This window comes from Propioniciclava tarda, assembly GCF_900182665.1.
Lineage (GTDB): Bacteria > Actinomycetota > Actinomycetes > Propionibacteriales > Propionibacteriaceae > Propioniciclava > Propioniciclava tarda.
Genome location: NZ_FXTL01000005.1, coordinates 89,864 through 111,012 on the forward strand (window position 1 = coordinate 89,864; position 21,149 = coordinate 111,012).

At 67.3% G+C, this 21,149-nt stretch carries 19 protein-coding genes and 1 pseudogene; 7 read left to right on the plus strand and 13 right to left on the minus strand.

All coding sequences use genetic code 11. From position 1 onward, the window contains the following. Window positions 1-24: 24 nt before the first annotated feature. The 7 genes and pseudogenes from pruA to FN821_RS05925 form a co-directional block, all read right to left on the minus strand. Window positions 25-1,677, minus strand: a complete 1,653-nt coding sequence (pruA, locus tag FN821_RS05895) for an L-glutamate gamma-semialdehyde dehydrogenase (protein WP_241660130.1) — start codon at window positions 1,675-1,677, stop codon at window positions 25-27. 78 nt (window positions 1,678-1,755) lie between these two features. Further along, complete coding sequence (gene ku, locus FN821_RS05900) at window positions 1,756-2,577, minus strand: non-homologous end joining protein Ku (RefSeq protein WP_131171790.1); 822 nt, start codon at window positions 2,575-2,577, stop codon at window positions 1,756-1,758. A gap of 54 nt (window positions 2,578-2,631) precedes the next feature. Continuing rightward, window positions 2,632-3,090, minus strand: coding sequence for a DUF6912 family protein (locus tag FN821_RS05905; protein WP_131171791.1), 459 nt, complete (start codon window positions 3,088-3,090; stop codon window positions 2,632-2,634). 4 nt (window positions 3,091-3,094) lie between these two features. Then, complete coding sequence (gene secA, locus FN821_RS05910; RefSeq protein ID WP_479681055.1) at window positions 3,095-5,830, minus strand: preprotein translocase subunit SecA; 2,736 nt, start codon at window positions 5,828-5,830, stop codon at window positions 3,095-3,097. Between the two features lie 257 nt (window positions 5,831-6,087). Then, window positions 6,088-6,855 (minus strand): annotated as a pseudogene (locus tag FN821_RS05915) (amino acid ABC transporter ATP-binding protein); the annotation flags it as partial. Then, a complete protein-coding gene (locus FN821_RS05920) occupies window positions 6,852-7,682 on the minus strand; it encodes an amino acid ABC transporter permease (protein ID WP_131171793.1) in 831 nt (276 codons plus the stop codon). The pseudogene FN821_RS05915 and the gene FN821_RS05920, both read right to left, overlap by 4 nt. 82 nt (window positions 7,683-7,764) lie before the next feature. After that, window positions 7,765-8,589: a transporter substrate-binding domain-containing protein gene (locus FN821_RS05925; RefSeq protein ID WP_180319741.1), complete on the minus strand. Its 825-nt coding sequence runs from the start codon at window positions 8,587-8,589 to the stop codon at window positions 7,765-7,767. 341 nt (window positions 8,590-8,930) lie between these two features. Here FN821_RS05925 and FN821_RS05930 point away from each other — a divergent pair, with 341 nt between their 5' ends. The 5 genes from FN821_RS05930 to FN821_RS05950 all read left to right on the plus strand — a co-directional run bounded on the left by FN821_RS05930 (window position 8,931) and on the right by FN821_RS05950 (window position 13,786). After that, window positions 8,931-10,082 carry an ABC transporter substrate-binding protein gene (locus FN821_RS05930; RefSeq protein WP_131171795.1) on the plus strand — a complete coding sequence of 384 codons (1,152 nt, stop codon included), beginning with the start codon at window positions 8,931-8,933 and terminating at the stop codon, window positions 10,080-10,082. Between the two features lie 97 nt (window positions 10,083-10,179). Next, window positions 10,180-11,070: a branched-chain amino acid ABC transporter permease gene (locus FN821_RS05935; protein WP_131171796.1), complete on the plus strand. Its 891-nt coding sequence runs from the start codon at window positions 10,180-10,182 to the stop codon at window positions 11,068-11,070. A 4-nt stretch (window positions 11,071-11,074) separates the two neighbouring features. Continuing rightward, window positions 11,075-12,211 carry a branched-chain amino acid ABC transporter permease gene (locus FN821_RS05940; RefSeq protein ID WP_131171797.1) on the plus strand — a complete coding sequence of 379 codons (1,137 nt, stop codon included), beginning with the start codon at window positions 11,075-11,077 and terminating at the stop codon, window positions 12,209-12,211. Next, a complete protein-coding gene (locus FN821_RS05945) occupies window positions 12,204-13,088 on the plus strand; it encodes an ABC transporter ATP-binding protein (protein WP_131171798.1) in 885 nt (294 codons plus the stop codon). The genes FN821_RS05940 and FN821_RS05945 overlap by 8 nt, the downstream gene beginning before the upstream one ends. Continuing rightward, window positions 13,088-13,786 (plus strand): ABC transporter ATP-binding protein, encoded by a 699-nt coding sequence (locus FN821_RS05950; protein WP_131171799.1) that lies wholly within the window; start codon window positions 13,088-13,090, stop codon window positions 13,784-13,786. The genes FN821_RS05945 and FN821_RS05950 overlap by 1 nt, the downstream gene beginning before the upstream one ends. Before the next feature lie 171 nt (window positions 13,787-13,957). Here the strand turns inward: FN821_RS05950 and FN821_RS05955 are convergent, their stop codons facing one another. Together FN821_RS05955 and hpf are read right to left on the minus strand one after the other, a co-directional pair. Beyond that, complete coding sequence (locus FN821_RS05955; protein ID WP_131171800.1) at window positions 13,958-15,160, minus strand: winged helix-turn-helix domain-containing protein; 1,203 nt, start codon at window positions 15,158-15,160, stop codon at window positions 13,958-13,960. A 46-nt stretch (window positions 15,161-15,206) separates the two neighbouring features. Then, the gene (gene hpf / locus FN821_RS05960; RefSeq protein WP_131171801.1) at window positions 15,207-15,821 is read right to left on the minus strand and encodes a ribosome hibernation-promoting factor, HPF/YfiA family; all 615 of its coding nucleotides are present in this window, start codon (window positions 15,819-15,821) and stop codon (window positions 15,207-15,209) included. A gap of 270 nt (window positions 15,822-16,091) precedes the next feature. Here hpf and FN821_RS05965 point away from each other — a divergent pair, with 270 nt between their 5' ends. Then, window positions 16,092-17,510 carry an ammonium transporter gene (locus FN821_RS05965; protein WP_180319742.1) on the plus strand — a complete coding sequence of 473 codons (1,419 nt, stop codon included), beginning with the start codon at window positions 16,092-16,094 and terminating at the stop codon, window positions 17,508-17,510. Beyond that, window positions 17,507-17,845: a P-II family nitrogen regulator gene (locus FN821_RS05970; protein ID WP_131171802.1), complete on the plus strand. Its 339-nt coding sequence runs from the start codon at window positions 17,507-17,509 to the stop codon at window positions 17,843-17,845. The genes FN821_RS05965 and FN821_RS05970 overlap by 4 nt, the downstream gene beginning before the upstream one ends. On the opposite strand, the gene FN821_RS05975 is transcribed toward FN821_RS05970, so the two are convergent. The 4 genes from FN821_RS05975 to FN821_RS05990 all read right to left on the minus strand — a co-directional run bounded on the left by FN821_RS05975 (window position 17,842) and on the right by FN821_RS05990 (window position 21,129). Further along, window positions 17,842-18,528: a ComF family protein gene (locus tag FN821_RS05975; protein ID WP_131171803.1), complete on the minus strand. Its 687-nt coding sequence runs from the start codon at window positions 18,526-18,528 to the stop codon at window positions 17,842-17,844. The genes FN821_RS05970 and FN821_RS05975 overlap by 4 nt on opposite strands. Before the next feature lie 51 nt (window positions 18,529-18,579). Then, entirely contained in the window at window positions 18,580-19,746 is a 1,167-nt protein-coding gene (locus tag FN821_RS05980) for a sensor histidine kinase (RefSeq protein WP_131171804.1), read from the minus strand. A 20-nt stretch (window positions 19,747-19,766) separates the two neighbouring features. Beyond that, window positions 19,767-20,483, minus strand: a complete 717-nt coding sequence (gene mtrA / locus FN821_RS05985; protein WP_131171805.1) for an MtrAB system response regulator MtrA — start codon at window positions 20,481-20,483, stop codon at window positions 19,767-19,769. A gap of 85 nt (window positions 20,484-20,568) precedes the next feature. After that, entirely contained in the window at window positions 20,569-21,129 is a 561-nt protein-coding gene (locus FN821_RS05990) for a YqgE/AlgH family protein (RefSeq protein ID WP_131171806.1), read from the minus strand. Window positions 21,130-21,149: the final 20 nt, after the last annotated feature.

The window sequence follows — 21,149 nt, forward strand, 5'->3', positions numbered from 1 at the left end:
CTCATCTCTCGGGGCGAACGGTCCTCAGTTCATGTGGGGGTAGCCCGTCGCGGTCGGGGGGACCAGCGTTTCCTTGATCGCCCGCGGGGACGCCCACCGGATCAGGTTCCACATCGAGCCGGCCTTGTCGTTCGTCCCGGACGCGCGCGCGCCGCCGAACGGCTGCTGGCCGACGACCGCACCGGTCGGCTTGTCGTTGATGTAGAAGTTGCCCGCGGTGAACCGCAGCCGCGCCGAGGTCTGCTCGATCACGCGGCGATCCGTGGCGAACACCGATCCCGTCAGGGCATACGGCGACGCGGCGTCCACCAGGTCGAGGACGCGGTCGTAGTCGCGGTCCTCGTAGACGTAGACGCCGAGGATCGGCCCGAAGTACTCGGTCTTGAAAATGTCGGCGTTCGGATCGGTCGACGTGACGATCGTCGGCCTCACGTACCAGCCGACCGATCGGTCGTAGGTGCCGCCGGCGATGACCTCCATGGACGGATCCGCGTGGCAGGCGTCCACCACGCCCGAGAGCTTGCGGAAGGCCCGCTCGTCGATGACGGCGGAGGTGAAGTTCGCCAGGTCGCGGACGTCGCCGACGGCCAGCGCCTCGGCCTGCGCCACGAGGTCGTCTTTGATGACGGTCCACAGCGACCGCGGGACGTAGGTCCGGGACGCCGCGGAGCACTTCTGCCCGGAGTACTCGAAGGCACCCCGGACGAGGGCGGTGACGAGCGCGACCGGGTCAGCGCTCGGGTGCGCGACGACGAAGTCCTTGCCGCCGGTCTCCCCCACCAGGCGCGGGTAACCGCGGTAGCCGGCGATGTTGTCGCCCACCTGCTTCCACAGGCCCTGGAAGACGCCGGTCGACCCGGTGAAGTGAATGCCGGCCAGGTGCGGGCTGGCCAGGGCGATGTCGGAGACGAGGCGGCCGTGGCCGGGCACCATGTTGATGACGCCGCGCGGCAGGCCGCACTTGTCGAGGACGTCCATGAAGACGTGGGAGGCGAGGCTCTGGGCCAGCGCCGGCTTCCACAGCACCACGTTCCCCATGAGGGCCGGGGCGGTGGGCAGGTTGCCCGCAATAGCGGTGAAGTTGAAGGGAGTGATCGCGTACACGAAGCCCTCGAGCGGGCGGTACTCCATCCGGTTCCAGACCCCGGGCGAGTTCGCGGGCTGCTCGGAGTAGATCTGCTCGGCGAACGCCACGTTGAAGCGCAGGAAGTCGATGAGCTCACAGGCGGAGTCGATCTCGGCCTGCTGGGCAGTCTTGGCCTGGCCGAGCATGGTGGCGGCGTTGATCGCGGCGCGGTAAGGGCCCGCGAGCATTTCGGCGGCGCGCAGGAAGATCGCGGCGCGCTCGGAGAACGGCATGGACGCCCACTCGGGAGCGACCCGCAGCGCCCCGGCGATCGCCTGCTCGGTGTCGGCGTGCGACGCCTGCTGGACGACGCCCAGCACGTGCGCATGCTCGGACGGCATCGTGACCTCGAGCCGGTCCTCGCCGCGTCCGGGACGCCGCTCGTCGCCGAAGGTGCCGGTGATCTCCACCGGGTCGGCTGCGTAGAGCTCCGCCAGCTTGGCCTGGAGCTCTTCGCGCTCGCTCGTGCCGGGCGCGTAGGTCTTGATCGGCTCGTTGACGGCGACAGGAACTGAGGTCTTCGCATCCATGTACCGCATGATCTCATGCACCAAGCGACTTTGACAGCAATCCTCAGCGCTTCAAGCCCGCCAGAACCTAACTTCAATGGCCCGTCGGGGCGTCGCTGATCAGCCCGCCTTGGCCGCCTTGCCCTCAGCCTTGGCCGCCTCTTCACGCCGCCTCTTGGCCGCCTCGACGGACGCCTTGAGCGCGGCCACCAGGTCGACCACTTCGGCGTCCTTCGGACCGGACGACGTGGACGGCATCGGGACGCCCTGGAGCTTGGCCGACACCACCTGCTCCAACGCCTCGCGGTAGGAGTCGGTGAACTCGCCGGGATCGAACGCGCCGGCCAGTTGGTCGATGAACATCTTGGCCATCGTGACCTCGGCGGGGTTGGCCTTGATCTCAGCCGGCGGGGCCGCGAACGACCCGTCGCGCAGCTCGTCCGGCCAGAGCATGGTGTGCATCATCAGCAGGTCGCCCTTGGCGCGCACGAGTGCCAGGGTCTCGCGGGACCGGAGCGCCACCTTCACGATGCCGGCGCGTCCGGACTCGGCCAGCGCCTCGCGTAGCAGCACGTACGGCTTCGCGCCGGGCCCCTCGGCCTCCAGGAAGTACGACTTGGCGAAGTAGGACGGGTCGACGTCGTCGAGGTCGACGAACTGGACGATCTCGATGGCCTTCGCGCTCGGCAGCGGCAGTTCGTCGAAGTCGGACGCCTCGAGCGTCACCATGCGCCCGTCGCCGGCGTCGTACCCCTTGGCGATGTGCTCATACGGCACCTCCTCGCCGCAGACCTCACAGACACGGCGGTACTTGATGCGCCCGCCGTCGGCGTCGTGGACCTGCCGGAAGGAGATGTCCTTCTCCTCCGTCGCCCCGTACAACTTCACGGGGATGGTGACCAGGCCGAACGAGACGGCGCCCTTCCAAATCGATCGAGGCATGACAGGAGTCTGTCAGGCGTTGGCGAACTGGCCAACGCTCAGGGCGCTCCGGCCTCAGCCGACCAGCTGGGACCACTCCTCTGGCCCGAACCACATCAGGTCGGCGTCGGCCAGGAGCCGCTCATGCGCCGGCGCCGACCAGGCCTCGTCCAACGACAGGTCCTGGACGACCGCGCGCACCGACGCGACCTGCGCGGCGGCGTCCGGATCATCGGCGAACAGCGCGCTGACGTGGGAGAACGGCAGGCTCACCCGGACGCGTCCCCACTCGTCATCGCCCTCCGCGCCGAGGGGCGCCTCGGCGACGGCGACGAGGCGGTGTCCATGGCGCTGCAGGGCCACGAGCCCGGCCAGATAGGTCAGCGTGCGCTCGGCGTCCTCCTCATCGGGCGCGCTGAGGCCGAAGGCATCCAGGAAGGCGGCCGTCGGGGCGAACGCGTCGGCGTCCGACAACACCTCACCGGACGCCCAAGCGGCGAGGTCGGCGGACGCCACCGGCACGAAGACCAACACGGGCCTAGCGTCGCTTCTTCTTGTTCTTGTTCGCCCGCTGCGCCGCCGCGTTCTTAGCGGACGCCGCCAGCGCGGCCGCGCCGACGTCGGACCCGTCCTCGGACGCCGCCACGTTCCCGTCCTCCGCGGGGCCCGTGACCACGCGGCGAGGATCGTGATCCTCGGCGTCCACCCCGAGCGTGGCGGCGTTGAGGACGTTGCCGGACGCGTCCGTCATGACGCCGACGGCCGGCTGGACGTTGACCTCTAGGTTGAACAGGTAGGTGACGACCTCTTCCATGAAGGCTTCCATCATGGCCGAGAACATCGTGGCGCCCTCGCGCTGGTACTCGACCAGCGGATCCTTCTGCGCCATCGCCCGCAGGCCGATGCCCTCGCGCAGGTAGTCCATCTCGTAGAGGTGTTCGCGCCACTTGCGGTCGAGGACGGTCAGCAGGACCTGGCGCTCCAGCTGCCGCATGACGTAGGGCGTCAGCTGCTCCTCGCGCTTGTCGTAGGCGTCCATCGAGTCGTCGATGAAGTCGGCCACCAGCTCGTCGGCCGTGACCTGCGTGTCGCGGTACTCCTCGATGTCGAGGCCGACGGGGTACAGCGTCCGCATGGTCGTCCACAGGTGGTCGAGGTCCCAGTCCTCGGTGAAGCCCTCGGTGTTACCGCGGACCACCTGCTCGACCACCTTGCGCGTGGTCTCGCGCAGCTGGGGCTCGACGTCCTCGCCCTCCAGCACGCGGCGCCGATCGCCGTAGATGGCATGGCGCTGGCGGTTCATGACGTCGTCGTACTTCAAGACGTTCTTGCGCATCTCGAAGTTCTGCGCCTCGACCTGCTCCTGGGCGCTGGCGACGGCGTTCGTGACCTGCTTGTTCTCGATCGGGACGTCGTCCGGGATCTTCAGCACGACCAGCATCCGGTCGATCAACTCGCCCTTGAACAGGCGCATCAGGTCGTCCTGCAAGGACAGGTAGAAGCGGGACTCACCCGGGTCGCCCTGACGCCCGGAACGGCCACGCAGCTGGTTGTCGATGCGGCGCGACTCGTGACGCTCGGAGCCGATGACGCACAGCCCACCGAGGTCGACGACCTCGGCGTGCTCGTCTGCGACCTGGCTCTCGATCTCCGCCAGGGTCGCGGCCCACTCGGCCTCGTACTCGTCCGGGTGCTCGACCGGATCGATGCCGCGCTTCTTGAGCGCCATGTCGGCGAGGAACTCGGCGTTGCCGCCGAGCATGATGTCGGTGCCTCGTCCGGCCATGTTGGTGGCGACGGTGACGCTGCCCTTGCGTCCGGCCAGGGCGACGATCGCAGCTTCACGAGCGTGGTTCTTCGCGTTCAGCACCTCGTGCGGGACGCCGGCGCGCTTGAGCTTCGCCGACAGCACCTCCGACTTCGCCACCGACGCCGTGCCCAAGAGGACAGGCTGACCCTTCTCATGGCGTTCCAGCACGTCGGCGACGACGGCGTCGAACTTGGCGTCCTCGGTCCGGTAGATCAGGTCGGACCGGTCGATGCGGATCATCGGCTTGTTGGTCTCGATCGGCAGGACGCCGAGGCCGTAGATCTTCTGGAACTCGCTCTCCTCGGTCTTGGCCGTGCCGGTCATGCCCGCGAGCTTGTTGTACATGCGGAAGTAGTTCTGCAGCGTGATCGTGGCGAGCGTCTGGTACTCGTCCTTGATCTCGACACCCTCCTTGGCCTCCAACGCCTGGTGCAGGCCCTCGGAGTAGCGGCGTCCGATCAGGGTGCGTCCGGTGAACTCGTCGACGATCAGGACCTCGCCGTCGGCGATGACGTAGTCCTTGTCCCGCTTGAAGAGCTCCTTCGCGCGGATCGCGTTGTTGAGGTAGCCGATCAGCGGCGTGTTCACGGACTCGTACAGGTTGTGGATGCCGAGGCGATCCTCGACCTCGGTGATGCCGGACTCAAGGATCGAGACGGTCTTCTTCTTCTCGTCCACCTCGTAGTGGCCGTCGACCTTGTAGCCGCCCTGGCCGTCCGGCTCGGCGCGCTTCATGCGCGTGACCATGCGGGCGAACACCGGGTACCACTGCTTGTTCTCTTCCGCAGGGCCGGAGATGATCAGCGGCGTCCGGGCCTCGTCGACCAGGATCGAGTCGACCTCGTCCACGATCGCGAAGTGGTGGCCGCGCTGGACGCAATCTTCGAGGCTGAGCGCCATGTTGTCGCGCAGGTAGTCGAAGCCGAACTCGTTGTTCGTGCCGTAGGTGATGTCGGCGGCGTAGGCGGCCCGCCGCTCGGCGGGCGTCATCTGAGACAGGATCACGCCGGTCTCGAGGCCGAGGAAGTGATGGACGCGGCCCATCTGCTCCGATTGATACTGGGCCAGGTAGTCGTTCACGGTGACGACGTGGACGCCCTTGCCGGAGAGCGCATTCAGGTAGCTGGGCAGGGTGGCGACCAGCGTCTTGCCTTCACCGGTCTTCATCTCGGCGATGTTGCCGCGGTGCAGGGCCGTCCCGCCCATGATCTGGACGTCGAAGTGCCGCTTGCCCAGCACGCGCCTGGACGCCTCGCGGACCGTCGCGAACGCCTCGGGCAGCAGGTGGTCGAGGGACTCGCCGTTCTCGAGACGCTGCCGGAAGTCGGCGGTCTGACCCTTGAGCTCGGCGTCGCTCATCGCCTCGAACTCGGGCTCGATCGAGTTGACCTGCACCGCCACCTGCCGAAGCTGACGAAGGATACGTCCCTCGCCCATGTGCAGCATCTTGTCTAGAAAGCCCACGGTGTCTTCGTTCCTTGCCTGTCGAGATGACCCCGGCGTCGATTGGGGGCCGATCCCATCGTAGAGGGTTGAACATGGCGCTGCCCCAGCCGGAAGCTGGGGCAGCGCTGTGAAGGGAGGTGTCAGCCCAGGGAGGGGCTGTGGAATCCGACGCCCGGCGGCAAGTGCCCTCCGCCGGTCTTGTCGACCTTCAGATCGCTTTGGTGACGCTCGGCATACGCCGCGTCTTCGTCGCCAGCATGGACGTGAGTGGGGTCGAGGACGCGGCGCAGGAACTCGCGGGTGCGCGGGTGCTGCGGGTTGCCGATGACGTCCTTGGGGTGGCCCTCCTCGACGATGACACCGCCGTCCATGAAGATGACCCGATCGGCCACCTCGCGGGCGAAGGCCATCTCGTGGGTCACGACCATCATGGTCATGCCCTCGGCGGCGAGGTCCCGCATGACCGCGAGCACGTCGCCGACGAGCTCGGGGTCGAGGGCCGAGGTGGGCTCGTCGAACAGCATCAGCTCGGGGTCCATGGACAGGGCGCGCGCGATCGCCACCCGCTGCTGCTGGCCGCCCGACATCTGGCCCGGGTAGGAGCCACCGCGCTCCCCCAGACCCACCTTCGTGAGGTTCGCCATCGCGATCTTCTCGGCGTCCGCCTTCGGCTTCTTGAGAACGTTGGTCAGGGCCGTGGTGCAGTTCTGCAGCGCCGTGAGGTGCGGGAAGAGGTTGAACGACTGGAAGACCATGCCCATCTTCGTCCGGAGACGGTCGATGTCGGCGTCCGGATCGGTGATCTCCTCGTTGATGATGAAGATGCGTCCGGAGGTGGGCTGCTCGAGCAGGTTCACGCAACGCAGCAGGGTGGACTTGCCCGAGCCGGACGGACCGATGACGCAGACGACCTCGCCTCGGTGGATGGTGGTCGTGATGCCCTTGAGCACCTCCAACTGGCCGAACGACTTGTGCAGGTCGTAGATCTGGATCTCGTCGTCGCGGTTGCCCGTGGGAATGCGGGGCGCAGAAGTGGTGGTCATCGGGTCGCCTTCCTCGCCTTGTTCTCCATGCGGCGCACCAGCACGGTGAGCGGCAGGGTGATGATCAGATAGCACAGGCCGGCCACGATCAGCGGGGTCATGTTGGCGGTGCTGTTCATCAGGTCGCGTCCGAACTTGGTGAGCTCGAAGCCGTTGCTGGCCAGGCCGATCGCGAACACCAGCGACGAGTCCTTCGTCAGCAGGATCAGCTCGTTGGTCAGCGGCGGAATGACGATCCGGAACGCCTGCGGGAGGACGATCTTCCGCGTCGCCATGCCGGTGGGCATGCCCAACGAACGGGCCGCCTCGATCTGCCCCTTGGGCACGGCCTGGATGCCGGCCCGGATGGTCTCCGACATGTAGGCGGCGCTCACCATGCCCAGGGCGATCCAGACGGTCCCGTACGGCTCGAGGGGAACGCGCATGCCCGGGAAGGCGATCGACAGGCCGCCGAACGCCAACAAGACGATGAGGGCGGGGACCCCGCGGAAGAACTCGACGTACACGGTCGAGATCCAGCGGTAGGGGGCCACCTGCGACAGCCGCATCAGAGCGAGCAGCGTCCCGATCGTGAGGCCCACGACGAACGCGCCGGCCGTGTAGGCGATGGTGTTGCCCAGTGCGAGCGGCAGACCGGAGGTGAACGTGCGCAGCACCAGGTCCGGACGCATGAAGACACGCTGAAGCTGTGGCCCGTCCGCGGTCAGGATGACGGCGAGGACAGCGGCCGCCAACACCACGTACTGCACGATGCGAACGCGCTGGGCGCGTTTCCGTGGTGAAAGCTTGGGGCGGGCCGGCGCTGCGCCGGCGGTGATGGCAGTCATGGGGCCTCCTTGGTGGTCCGATCAGGGAGCGCGTCCGGCACCCTGTGGGTGCCGGACGCGCCGTTGGTGCATGTCGAAGCGACTAGCTCTTGGGAGCGTCGACGCCGAACCACTTCTTGTAGATCGTGTTGTACGTGCCGTCGGCCTTGGCAGCCTTGAGCGCGTCGTTCATCGCCGTCAGCAGGGCCGTGTTGTCCTTGCCGAGGTTGAAGCCGTACTCCTCGCCCGTCTGGAACTCCTGGACGACCTTCGTCGTCGGGTTGTCCTTGGCGAAGTCGTACATCACGCCGTTGTCGTTGATGGCGCCACCGACCGTGCCGCCGAGCACCGCGTTGGCGCTGGAGGGCAGGTCGTCGAAGACCTTGGTGGTGTAGCCCATGGCGGACGCGTTCTTGTCCGCGTAGTCCTTGCCGGTGGTGTCGGTCTGGACGGCCAGCACCTTGCCCTTCAGGTCTTCCATCTTGGTGATGCCCGAGTCGGCCTTCACCAGGAGGGCCTGCGTCGACTTGAAGTACGGATCGGCGAACGCCGTCGACTCCTTGCGCTTGTCGGTGATCGTGATGGCGGCGGCGCCGGCGTCACACTTCTTCGCGGCAAAAACGGCGCCGGACGTGATCTGGCCGAACTCGATGTCGACGATCTCCTGCGTGACGTTGAGCTTCTTGGCGACGACGTCCATGAGGTCGACGTCGAAGCCGACGATCTTGCCGGACGTGTCCTTGTACTGGAACGGCTTGTAGGCCAGGTGGGTGCAAACGGTGAGCTTGCCGGGGTTGACCAGGGACACGCCGGACGCCGCGGGAGCGGACGTCGCGGTCGAGCTGTTGTTGGCGCAGGACGCCAGGCTGAGCAGCGACAGGGCTGCTGCGCCCGCCAGCGCAACACGGGTGGAACGGCGAACAGTCACCGGGGAACTCCTTCTTGAAGCGAACACTGCCCGTATCTTCGCACTTGAGGGCCTGAAGTCCGACACCTGATCGGCCCGGAAAATGCGTCCGTTGGGTCACAGTTGTCAGACGATGTCGAAATCACGCTGTGATCTTGGCGACACCAGCTCTGGTGAACGTCAATTTTCGCAGGGCGACAAGGCTGATCTCGGTTCTGAGACATGTGGCGTAAACACCGTTTGACGCCCGTTGCTCACTCTGCTCCCCATGAAACCACCAAGTGCTACTGTCCGGAACAGCCACGGCGAGAGGTTTCCTCGCCGCTGAGTTTCCAGCCAATCAAAGGAGATGGTTAGGGACCATGAACAAGCGGTTCATTCAGGCAGCGGCCGCCACGGCGGCCATTGCACTCGCGCTCACCGGCTGCGTCCAGAAGGTCGACAGCGGCTCCGCGACCACGGGAACGATCAAGATCGGCGTCTTCGAGCCCATGACCGGCGCCAACGGCGGCGGCGGCACGATGGAGGTCGAAGGGGCCAAGCTCGCCAACAAGCTCTACCCCGAGGTCAACGGCCAGAAGATCGAACTGGTCATCGTCGACAACAAGTCCGACAAGGTCGAGGCCGCCAACGCGGGCAAGCGACTCGTCGAGCAGGACAAGGTCAAGGCGATCATCGGCTCGTGGGGCTCCGGTCTGTCGATGTCGGCAGGCGCCACCTTCCAGGCCGCCAAGGTGCCGGCCGTCGCGGCCTCCGCCACGAACCCCAACGTCACGCTGAACAACCCCTACTACTTCCGCGTCTGCTTCATCGACCCCTTCCAGGGCACGGTGCTCGCGCGTCTCGCCTTCAATGAGCTGAAGGCCAAGAAGGTCTCGGTCATCCAGGAGATCACCAACGACTACTCCGTCGGCCTGGCCAAGTTCTTCACCGACGAGTTCACCAAGCTCGGCGGCACGGTCGTCGACGGCGGCAAGTACAACACGGGCGACACCGACTTCAACGCCGCCCTGACGACCGTCAAGTCCCAGGCCCCCGACGTCATCTTCGCGCCCGGAAACTTCACCGAGTCCGCGCTCATCATCAAGCAGGCCCGCCAGCTCGGCCTGACCCAGCCGTTCCTCGGCGGCGACACGTGGGAGACCCCCGAGTTCATCACCACCGGCGGCGCTGCCGTCGACGGCGCCATGTTCACGACGTTCTTCGCCACTGAGCAGCCGATCAACGACACCTCCAAGAAGTTCATCGAGGAGTACAAGAAGGAGTACAACAAGGAGCCCAGCGCTGTGGCCGCCCTGGCCTTCGACGCCTACCTCGTGATCCGTGACGCCATGGAGAAGACCAAGAGCACCGACGGCGAGACGCTGCAGAAGTACCTGTCGACCCTCAAGGCGTTCCCGGGTGCCGCGGGCCCCATCACGATGAACGAGACGCGCGACGCGGTCAAGGATGTCGTCATCAAGACCGTCTCCGGTGGCAAGTTCACCTACAAGACGACGATCAAGGCCAGCTGATTCCCTCAGCGGCGGGGGGACGCCGATGGGCGCCTGAGGCGTCCGAGGCGTCCCCTTCTGCAATCGGGTTCACCGTCCACTTCTCAGGGGAGCCGCAATGGTCCAAATCCTGCTACAGAACTTCGCGAACGCCATCTCACTGGGCTCGCTCTACGCCCTCATCGCCATCGGCTACACGATGGTCTACGGCATCATCCGCCTCATCAACTTCGCCCACGGCGACATCTTCATGTTCGCCCTGTACGTCGTTTACTACGGCGCGGTCATGTTCATGCTGCCGTGGCCCTTGGCCGTCGTCTGCGCGATCGTGCTGACCGTCATCATGGGGGTGACCATCGAGCGCTTCGCGTACCGCCCGCTCAGATCCGCACCGAAGCTCTCAGTGCTCATCTCGGCGATCGGTGTCTCGTTCTTCCTGGAGAGCCTGGCCACCGTGCTGTTCACCGGCCTCCCCAAGAGCTTCCCGGCACCGCCGTTCTTCAACCAGATCGCCACGTTCGCCGGGGTGTCGATCCCCTACGTGACGTTCATCATCCCGATCGTCGCCTTCGTCTGCCTGGCCGGCCTCGTTTACATCATCGAGCACACCAAGACGGGCATGGCCATGCGCGCGGTCTCGCGTGACTACACGGCGTCGCGCCTGATGGCCATCAACGTGGACGGCATCGTCACCTTGACCTTCGTCATCGGCTCGGCGCTGGCCGCCGTGGGAGGCGTCCTGTGGGGCATCCGGTACGTCCAGATCGTCCCCCTGATGGGCGTCATGCCCGGACTCAAGTGCTTCATCGCGGCCGTCATCGGCGGTATCGGCAACATCAAGGGCGCCATGCTCGGCGGCTTCCTGCTGGGCTTCCTTGAGATCTTCCTGGTCGGCCTGCTGCCGAGCCTGACGGGCTACCGGGACGCCTTCGCGTTCATCGCCCTCATTCTCATCCTCCTCGTTCGCCCGCAGGGTCTGCTGGGCGCGCAGGTCGTGGACAAGGCGTAACGACATGACCAGCAAACAACGCAACCTCATCCTCGCGATCGCCGCGATCGCCCTGGCGCTGGTCGTCATGGCCTTCGCCCGACCGGTCCTCGGTCAGTTCTGGTTCGGGATGTTCATCCTGTCCGGAATCTTTGTCATCCTGGCGCTAGGCCTGAACCTCATCAACGGCTTCACGGGCCTGTTCTCGCTCGGTCACGCCGGCTTCATGGCCGTCGGGGCTTACACCGTGGCGATCTGCACCCTGCCCCCGGACGCCAAGAAGCAGAACTTCTTCCTGGAACCGATGAACCCGATCCTCTTCGCCATCCAGACCCCGTTCTGGGTCGCACTCATCCTCGCGACGGTGATGGCAGGTCTTCTCGCCTGGCTGATCGCCATCCCGGCGCTGCGGCTGCGCGACGACTACCTCGCCATCGCCACGCTCGGGTTCGGCGAGATCATCCGGGTGGTCTTTAGCAACACCCAGTCGATCACCAACGGCGCCCAGGGCCTGATCCGCATCCCCACCGAGACGTCGGTCTGGTGGAGCTGGGGCGTGGCCCTGTTGATGATCGTCTTCATGGTGCGTCTCGTGGGCAGCTCCTTCGGACGCTCCCTCAAGGCCATCCGTGAAGACGAAGTCGCCGCGGAGGCGATGGGCATCAACCTGTACCGCACCAAGATCACCTCGTTCGTCATCGGATCCGCCATGGCTGGGCTTGGCGGCGGCCTGCTGGCCGGCTTCCTGGGCTCGATCGACCCGAAGATGTTCAACTTCCTCTACACGTTCAACATCGTCTTGATCATCGTCCTCGGCGGCCTGGGCTCGATCTCGGGCAGCGTCATCGCGGCCGTCGTGATCACGTTCGGCATGGAGTGGCTGCGCTTCCTCGACGGTTCCATGGAGGCCTTCGGCTACCGCATCAGCGGCGTCCCTGGCCTGCGCATGGTCGTCTTCTCGGCCCTCCTGCTCGCCGTCGTGCTGTTCTGGCGAGAAGGGCTGATGGGCAAGAACGAGCTCACTCCGGAGTACCTATCCAAGCGGTTTGGTCGGAGGAAGAAGGTGGCCGTCGCCTCGGCGTCCACCACGGACGCCGTCGCGGAGACTCCCACCCCGTCCCGGTCCGACGAAGAGCTGGACGAGGAGGCCAACCATGCTTAGCACCGACAACCTGTCGATCTTCTTCGGCGGCCTGAAGGCCCTCAAAGACCTCACCATCGAGGTCGGCGACGGCGAGGTCATCGGCCTGATCGGCCCGAACGGCGCGGGAAAGACGACCGCCTTCAACGGCATCACCGGCGTCTACAAGCCCACGTCCGGCAAGGTCACCTTCCTCGGCCAGGACATCACCGGGCTCAAGCCGCACGAGATCACCCGCAAGGGCATCGCCCGGACCTTCCAGAACATCCGGCTCTTCAAGGAGCTGTCGGTGCTGGAGAACGTCCTGATCTCTCAGCACATGCTGGTGAAGTCGTCGCTGTTCGGCCAGACCGTGGGGCTCCCCCGCTACCGCGGCGAGGACAAGGCGCAGTACGACAACGCCCACGCCCTGCTCGAGGAGCTCGGCCTGCTGCAGTTCCGCGACGACAAGTCGTCCTCGCTCCCCTACGGCCTCCAGCGCAAGCTCGAGATCGCCCGGGCGCTGGCGACGAAGCCCCGGCTGCTGCTGCTGGACGAGCCAGCCGCGGGCATGAACCCCGCCGAGACCATGGCCTTCATCGGCCTGATCAAGCAGCTCCAGCAAGCGCACGACATCTCGGTGTTGATGATCGAGCACCACATGCAGCTCGTCATGGGCATCTGCGACAAGCTCTGGGTCCTGGTCTACGGCGAGGAGATCGCCCAGGGCACGCCCAAGGAGGTCCAGAACAATCCGGCGGTCGTCGAGGCCTATCTGGGCGTCGATGACGACGGCGACATCGATCCGGAACTGGCGCGGGTCGGGGCGGACGAACCGGCGGTCGCCGAGGCGGCCGAGCACCTCGGCGTGCTGCCGCACACGGACGCGTCGGCGTCCGAGATCGGAGGGGACAAGTAATGCTCACGGTCAAGGATCTGAACGTCCACTACGGCGGCATCCACGCCCTCAAGGGCATCGACCTCAACGTCGAACAAGGGCAGATCGTCTCGCTCATCGGCGCCAACGGCGCCGGCAAGTCGACGTCCCTCAACGCGATCATGAACCTGATCAAGTACACCGGATCGGTCTCTTACAAGGGCAAGGACGTCAAGTCGACCAAGACGATGGACCTGGTCAAGGCCGGCTTGACGCTCGCCCCCGAGGGACGCCGCATCTTCCCGAACCTGACGGTGACCGAGAACCTGACGTTGGGCGCCTACGCCCGCAAGGGTCCCGAAGTCGCCAAGGACATGGACTGGGTGTTCGAGCTCTTCCCGCGCATGGAGGAGCGCCGCACCCAGAAGGGCGGGACGCTCTCGGGCGGCGAGCAGCAGATGCTCGCCATCGGACGCGCCCTCATGAGCCGTCCGGAGTTGATGATGCTGGACGAGCCGTCCCTGGGGCTGGCGCCGCTGGTGGTCAAGGACATCTTCAAGATCATCCGGACCATCCACGACTCGGGCGTGACCGTGCTGCTGATCGAGCAGAACGCCAAGGCCGCGCTCGAGGTCGCCGATCATGCGTACGTCCTCGAGGTGGGCAAGGTCGTCCTGGAAGGTCCCGGACGCGACCTGCTGAAGGATCCCCGCGTCCAGTCGGCGTACCTGGGCGAGTAGTCCTTCGACAAGCTCAGGAACCACCCTTCGACAAGCGCAGGAACCGAACTGAGCAACGGCGGCCGTCCCTCGGGACGGTCGCCGTTCGGCGTCCAGTGGCGGACCGACAACCCAACACGGCTGCATTCGGCCGACCAGAACCGGGCAACCGTCACCATGACGACGCGCGACTCACAGGTGGCGGGCGAGCTTGGGCGCCAGGGTGCCCACCGATGTCACCGCGACCTTGGTCAGCCCCAGCCAGGAGGCCATGGCGCGCAGTTCCTCGGCGAGGCGCGGTGCGACGGCGTCCGGTTGCTGCCCGCCCTCGACCCAGGACGCCTGCACCACCAGCACGCCCCGGCCGCGGTCGGCCTTGAGGTCGACCCGCGCGGCGATCGCGTCGTCGCAGACGAACAGGTAGACGTAGTAGCCGTGCTGCCGCTTGGCCGCCGGGGTGTAGACCTCGATGCGGTAGTGGACGCCGAACAGGTCCAGCACCCGTTGCCGATCGAAGACCAGCGAGTCGAACGGACTGACCAGCGCCTGGGTGGTGATGGTGCGCGGCACCGCCGCCTCGTGCCAGAGCCAGTGCTCCCCCAGCCCATCGACCTCGACCGGACGGAGCAGGCCGGACGCCTCCAGCCGCCGCACGGACGCCAGCCCCGCGGCCTTCTTGAGGTAGAAGTACGAGGTAAGAGCCCCCAGATCGGCCACCCCGAGCGCCCGCGCGGCCCTGCCGATCAGCACGTCGTAGGACGCCTCGTTGCTCGGGTCCGCGACCTCCAGCACGCGGCCCGGCAGCACCCGCTCCGCGAGGTCGTAGCGGCGCTCGAACTGGCTGTTCCTGGACGCCACCGCCACCGTGCCGCAGTCGAACAGGTCTTCGAGGATGAACTTCGCCTCGGACCAGTTCCAGCCCCACGACACCTTCTTGCGCTCTTCGACGTTGTCGATCTCGCGCGCGGTCAGCGGCCCGGACGCCGCCAGGTCGGCGAGGATGCGCTCCCGCAGGTCCGGCTTCGCGGCCAGGATCTGCTGGACGCGTCCCGGCGTCCAGGTGCGTTCCGACCTCATCCGCATCCGCAGTGCTGGCTGTAGGTCGACGTCGATCAGCGACGCGGCGTGGCCCCAGTACTCGAACAGCCGTCGCTGGGCGGGGCCCGCGGCTGCGTCCAGCAGCGAGCGGTCGTACGGCCCGAGCCGCGCGAACAGCGGCATGTACTGGGCGCGGACGGCGACGTTGATCGAGTCGATCTGGAACTGGGCCACCTGGTCAATGACCCGCTGGACGTGCCGGCCGCTCACGACCGCCGGGCGCGGGCGTCCGAAACCCTGGGCCGCGAGGGCGACGCGACGCGCGGCGTCCAACGACAGCCGGCGGCCGGGCGTCATGCCCGGCCGCCGCTCGAAGCGATGCTCAGCACCGTCGCAGGATCGCCTAGGCGCCCATCTCCAGGTGAATCACGCCGTAGTCGTAGGCGCGGCGGTGGTAGACGACGCTCGGCGCCCCCGTCTCGGCATCGACGTAGAGGAAGAAGTCGTGGCCGACCAGTTCCATCTCGTCGAGCGCCTGGGCGAGGGTGAGCGGCGTCGCGGGGAAGAACTTCTCACGCACCACCAACGGCCCGTCACCCGTGACCTCGACACCCGCGATCACGTGCTTCTCGGGGACGTCGACGTGCGGCGGCTCCACCAGCACCGACGGGACGGGCGCGCCCTCGGTGACCTGCTGCTCCACGCGCAGGCCACGGTGCGTCTTGCGGCGATCAGCCGCGCGGCGGAGTTGGGTCTTCAGCTTCTCCAACGCCCGCTCGAAGGCGATCGACTTCTCGTCGGCCGAGCCCTCGGCGCGCACGACCGGCCCCTTGCTGTGGAGCGTGATCTCGCAGCGGGTCGCCTGATCGGGCTGCTTCGCGTGCGGCTCGGCAGACACCTGGACCTCGACCCTGATCACCCGATCGCGCAGCCGTTCGATGGAACGGATGCGTTCAGTGACCTTCTCGCGAAAGTCATCGGAGATGGTGCAGCGCCGACCGCTGACGAGGACGTCCATGGTGTACCTCCTAGTGAGACGACAAAAGGCACCCGGCCCGGCTCTCCCCGCGAGTGCGGGTTGGCCGGCTGGTGTGCCATGGCCCCAACGTAGCGCAACCCACAAGTTTTAGTCAGGGGGCGACCGGGCATGTTGGGCGGACGGCCTCAGTTTCAGCCCGAAGCAGCCGGACGCCTGCAGTCGCGGCCGTAACAGACCCGTAACAGGGGGTAACGCCCCGCTAACGCTGCGCGTCATCGACCGAAACCTGGGCCCTGCAGAGTCTCGGTCATGATCCACGAAATCAACACCGGAGACACCGCCTGGGTGCTCGCCAGCGCAGGCCTCGTGCTTCTCATGACGCCGGGACTGGCCTTCTTCTACGGCGGAATGGTCCGCGCCAAGGGCGCCCTCAACATGATCATGATGTCGTTCATCTCCATGGGAACCGTCGGCGTTCTCTGGGTGCTGTTCGGCTACTCGATGAGCTTCGGCGACAGCCTGGGCGGCGTCATCGGCAATCCGCTCCAGTTCGCCGGACTGACGTCGTTGATGAGCCCGGACGCCGTCGTCGCCACCGTGCCGGCTCTTGCGTTCGTCGCCTTCCAGGCGGCGTTCGCCATCATCGCGGTGGCGCTCGTCTCAGGCTCTGTCGCCGATCGCACGTCCTTCAAGGCCTGGACTCTGTTCACCGTCCTATGGTCAGTGTTCGTCTACTTCCCCGCCGCCCACTGGGTCTTCGCCTTCGACGGCCTGGGCGCGGAGCACGGTGGCTGGATCGCGAACACGGTCAAGGCCATCGACTTCGCGGGTGGGACCGCGATCCACATCAACGCCGGGGCGGCCGGCCTCGCCCTCGCGATCGTGCTGGGACGCCGCATCGACTTTCTCGCCAAGCCCATGCGCCCCCACAACATGACCCTGGTCATGCTCGGTGCCGGGCTGCTGTGGTTCGGCTGGTTCGGATTCAACGCGGGCTCGGCCCTTGGCGCTGGCACGACCGCCGCCGTGGCCTGGGTCAACACGCTCGCCGCTCCGGCTGCGGCCATGCTCGCCTGGCTCGTGGTCGAACAAGTTCGGGACGGACACCCCACGTCCTTGGGGGCCGCCTCCGGTCTCGTCGCGGGGCTCGTCGCCGTCACACCCGCCGCCGGGTCCGTCAGCCCCTTGGGGGCACTCGCGATCGGCGCCCTGGCGGGAGTCGGCTGCGCCTTTGCCATCGGCATCAAGACCCGGCTCCGGCTCGACGACTCGCTGGATGTGGTGGGCGTCCACCTTGTCGGCGGCCTGTTGGGCACCCTGGCCATCGGCCTGTTTGCCGATCCCGGTACGCCCGCGAAAACGGCTGGGCTGTTCTACGGTGGCGGTCTGGATCAGCTGGGACGTCAGGCCTTGGGGGCGCTGAGCGTGCTCGCGTACTCGTTCGTGGTCACCCTGCTGCTGGGAGTGATCATCAAGGTGACCGTTGGCTTCCGGGTGAGCAAGGCGGACGAGAACAGCGGCATCGACTTGGCCGAGCACAGCGAGATTGGCTATGACCTGAGCCCGGTCTACTACTCGTCGTTCGACGGCGTCCGCAGAACCCTCCTGGTGGAACCCGGCTCGCTGCCCAGCCATGTGCTGGCCCACGTCGAGGCGATTCGTGCCGCGTCCCCGTCCTCCCCAACCGACCTCGACCACGCCTCAGCCACGAAGGAGCGTTCCGCATGAAGCTCATCACCGCCATCATCCAGCCGTCGATGCTCGACCAGGTCCAGACCGCGCTGGTGCATCTGGGCGCCAAAGGAATGACCGTGTCGGAGGTGACGGGGTACGCCAGACAGCAGGGCCACAAGGAGGTCTACCGCGGCGAGACGATGTCCATCGACTTCATCTTGAAGGTGCGCCTGGAGTTGCTGACAGCGGACGTCGACGTCGAGGCGGTGGTGGGCACCATCCTCAAAGCGGCCCACACCGGCGAAGTCGGAGACGGCAAGGTCTGGGTCACGCCGGTGGAGAACGCGGTCCGCATCCGGACGGGTGAGACCGGCGATCAAGCGATCTAGTCATCTCGACCGTGGGCGGGAGTGGACCTGTGTCCGCTCCCGCCCATCCACGCCTGAGGGCGGCCGTCGCGTCGACGGGTGGCAGCGACCACCGCGGTACCGATGACGTGACGTCCGCCGGCGACCATGGCCCTGACACCTTCTTCGAGGGTCGCCCCCGTGGTCGAGATGTCGTCCACGACGACCACGGGGACGGACCGTGCGGAGACGGCGACCATCGAGCCCGCGAGGTTGCGCCGCCGGCCCGCAACGTCCAGTCCCGCCTGATCCTGGACGCCTCGCGTTTGCCGGAGCGCCCGCTCGACCGTCGCGTCGCAGCCGACCCGCACCAGGGCCGCGGACGCCTCGCGCGCCAGCCGCTGCGTCACGTCCTCTCCGCGTTGCCGGACGACGGCGGGCGCGGACGGGACGGGGACCAGCGCGATCCGGCTCTCCCCACCCAGAAGCCCTGCGACCGACCAGGCCAGGGCGCGTCCCAGCGGACGCGCCAGGGTCCACGCCCGCCGCTCCTTGTAGGCGACCAGGCAGTGGCTCCAGGCGCCCTCGTACTCGGCGGCCGCGCACCAGGGGACGCCGGCGATCACGCCGCCCAGGACCGAGCGCTCCGCCAGCACTCTGCGGCACTCGGCACAAAGGCCGAGCCCCGCCGCCCGGCAGCCGGGGCACTCGGCGCCCAGCAGCAACTCCCCCGCCGTCGACCAATAGCTACACGCCTACACATTAGGCGCGGGCTTTCACGCCGCGCCGGAGGCCTCCGCGTCCGGCGGGACGAAGGGCCACGGCTCGGCCCCGAGGTCGCCGCCGGGAGCGAGGGGCAGGAGCAGCCTGAACTGGGCACCCTGCCCGGGGCGTCCCCACACGTCGAGGCGACCACCGTGCAACTCGGCGTTCTCCAGGGCGATCGCCAGGCCAAGCCCGGTGCCTCCGACCGTTCGGAAGCGAGACGGGTCCGCGCGCCAGAACCGCGTGAAGACGTGCTCGCGTTCGTCCGCGGTGAGCCCCACCCCGTGATCGCGGACCACGATCGCCACCGCCGTCTCGCCCGCCCGGACCACCACGTCGATGGGCCGTCCCTCGCCGTGCTCGATGGCGTTGGTCAGCAGGTTGACCACGATCCGGCGCAGGCGTATGGCGTCCACGCGAGCGATGACGCCAGCGTCGGCGTCCACCCGGAGCTCGCTGCCGAACGTGATGCTCAGGGGGATCTGCGAACCGACCTCGTCCTTGACGAGCTGGGTGACGTCGGTCTCTTCGGCGGCGAGAACGGCCGCGCCGGCGTCGATCCGGGACAGGTCCAGCAGGTCGGTCAGCAGGGTCTCGAACCGGTCGACCTCGCGGGCCAGCAACTCGGCCGACCGCGCCATCACCGGAGACAACTCGGCCCTCGACTCGTGGATGACCTCGGCGGCCATCCGGACGGTGGTCATCGGCGTCCGCAACTCATGCGAGACGTCCGACACGAACTGGTGTTGCTGCTGCGCCATCGCCCGCAGGTCGGCGAGCCGGCGGCTGAGTTCGGCTGCCATGTCGTTGATCGAGCGGGCCAGCGAGGACGAGTCCTCCGGCCCCTCGACGACCATCCGGCGCGCGAGGTCGCCCGCGGCAAGGCCCTCGGCAGCCACCCGGGCTGCGCGCAGCGGCCGGACAACCTGCAGCGAGATCCAGTAGATCGCCCCGCCCAGGACGGGGAGCAGGACGAGCGCGCTCACCAGCTCCGCGCGGATCACCGCATCACGCAGGATGTCGCGCTCCCCCGGCCCGATGACCGGGCTGAGGCTCACCAACAGTTGGGCCACCAACAGGCCCGCCGCCAGCAGCCAGGCGACCACGGTGACCACCAGCGCGCTGACGACCGCGCGGTACGGGAGCGAGCGCTCCCAGCGCTGCACCGGCTCGCTCACCAGGCGCCTCAGGGCGCCCCTCATGAGGCTGCCGGCGTGCCCGCCCGGTAGCCGATCCCGCGGACCGTCACGATGATCTCGGGACGCTCGGGATCCTTCTCGATTTTGGAGCGCAGCCGCTGCACGTGCACGTTGACCAAACGGGTGTCACCCGGATGCCGGTAGCCCCAGACTTCTTGCAGCAACAGCTCGCGGCTGAACGCCTGCCGGGGCTTGCGGGCCAGGGCCAGCAGCAGGTCGAACTCCAGCGGCGTGAGCGCGACGGCCTGGTCGCCACGGTGGACGGTGTGGGCCTCGACGTCGATGACGACGTCGCCGATCCGGAGCACGGAGGGATCGTTCTCCTCGACCACGGAACGGCGCAGGCGCGTCTTCACACGGGCAAGCAGTTCCTGAGTCTTGAATGGCTTCGGTACGTAGTCATCGGCGCCCGCCTCTAGGCCAGAGACGACGTCGGTCGTGTCCGACTTGGCGGTGAGCATCACGATGGCCACGTCCGAGCTGGCTCGCAGCTCGCGGCAGACGTCGACGCCGTCGCGTCCGGGGAGCATCAGGTCGAGCAGGACGAGGTCGGGCTTGAAGCGACCGAACTCGGCCATGACCTCATCCCCGCGGCCGACCCAAGACGTGTCGAAGCCCGAGGCGCGCAACACGATCTGCAGCATCTCGGCCAGGGCGGCATCGTCATCGACGACCAGAACGCGACTCCCCGTCAGCGCCTTCGAAGATTCAGCCACGTTGCCCCACCTCCATCGAACGGTTCCCTCGACAAACGTTGCACAGTCCGGGTGACCGCGCTGCCGCGGGAGCTACTCCGCGGCGTCAATTCAACTCTGGCGTCGGCGTCCACGTCGACAACAGCCCAAGTTCGCCACGCTGACGACGCAGCACCCGACGCCACAGAGTACTCGGATCTGCGTCGAAGACGGCCGAGACCGGCGAGGTCACGACGTGCCAGTAGTGGTCCTCCAGCTCGCGTTCGAGCTGGCCCGGACCCCAGCCGGCATACCCCGCGTAGATGCGCAGGCTGCGGTAGGCGCCTGCCACGATCTCCAGAGGGGTGTCGAGGTGCAGCAGTCCGATGCCGTCGAACAGCGGACGCCAGCCCGGCGGCTCTTCGTCCGCGCGGGCCGGCTCGGCCAGGCAGATCGCCCCCTCCGGCGACACCGGTCCGCCGTCGAAGAGCAGCTCCGGGAACGTGACCAGGGGCCCCCACCCGGGCAGGACGGCCTCCAGGTCGTACGCGGAGAGCCGGTTGAGAACGACGCCGAGGGCACCGTTCGCGTCGGCGTCCAGAATGAGGCAGACGGTCTGGTCGAACACGCCGTCGCTGACGCCCACGCCGGCCGCCAGCAGCAGTCCCGGCCTGATGACAGCGCTCATCCCCACCTCCTGAGGTCATC

Coding starts and splice junctions, on each gene's coding strand:
- ku (WP_131171790.1), bottom strand. CDS start 2,577: ATGCCTCGATCGATTTGGAAGGGCGCCGTCTCGTTCGGCCTGGTCACC.
- FN821_RS05920 (WP_131171793.1), bottom strand. CDS start 7,682: ATGACTGCCATCACCGCCGGCGCAGCGCCGGCCCGCCCCAAGCTTTCA.
- FN821_RS05930 (WP_131171795.1), top strand. CDS start 8,931: ATGAACAAGCGGTTCATTCAGGCAGCGGCCGCCACGGCGGCCATTGCA.
- FN821_RS05935 (WP_131171796.1), top strand. CDS start 10,180: ATGGTCCAAATCCTGCTACAGAACTTCGCGAACGCCATCTCACTGGGC.
- FN821_RS05940 (WP_131171797.1), top strand. CDS start 11,075: ATGACCAGCAAACAACGCAACCTCATCCTCGCGATCGCCGCGATCGCC.
- FN821_RS05945 (WP_131171798.1), top strand. CDS start 12,204: ATGCTTAGCACCGACAACCTGTCGATCTTCTTCGGCGGCCTGAAGGCC.
- FN821_RS05950 (WP_131171799.1), top strand. CDS start 13,088: ATGCTCACGGTCAAGGATCTGAACGTCCACTACGGCGGCATCCACGCC.
- FN821_RS05955 (WP_131171800.1), bottom strand. CDS start 15,160: ATGACGCCCGGCCGCCGGCTGTCGTTGGACGCCGCGCGTCGCGTCGCC.
- hpf (WP_131171801.1), bottom strand. CDS start 15,821: ATGGACGTCCTCGTCAGCGGTCGGCGCTGCACCATCTCCGATGACTTT.
- FN821_RS05965 (WP_180319742.1), top strand. CDS start 16,092: ATGATCCACGAAATCAACACCGGAGACACCGCCTGGGTGCTCGCCAGC.
- FN821_RS05970 (WP_131171802.1), top strand. CDS start 17,507: ATGAAGCTCATCACCGCCATCATCCAGCCGTCGATGCTCGACCAGGTC.
- FN821_RS05990 (WP_131171806.1), bottom strand. CDS start 21,129: ATGAGCGCTGTCATCAGGCCGGGACTGCTGCTGGCGGCCGGCGTGGGC.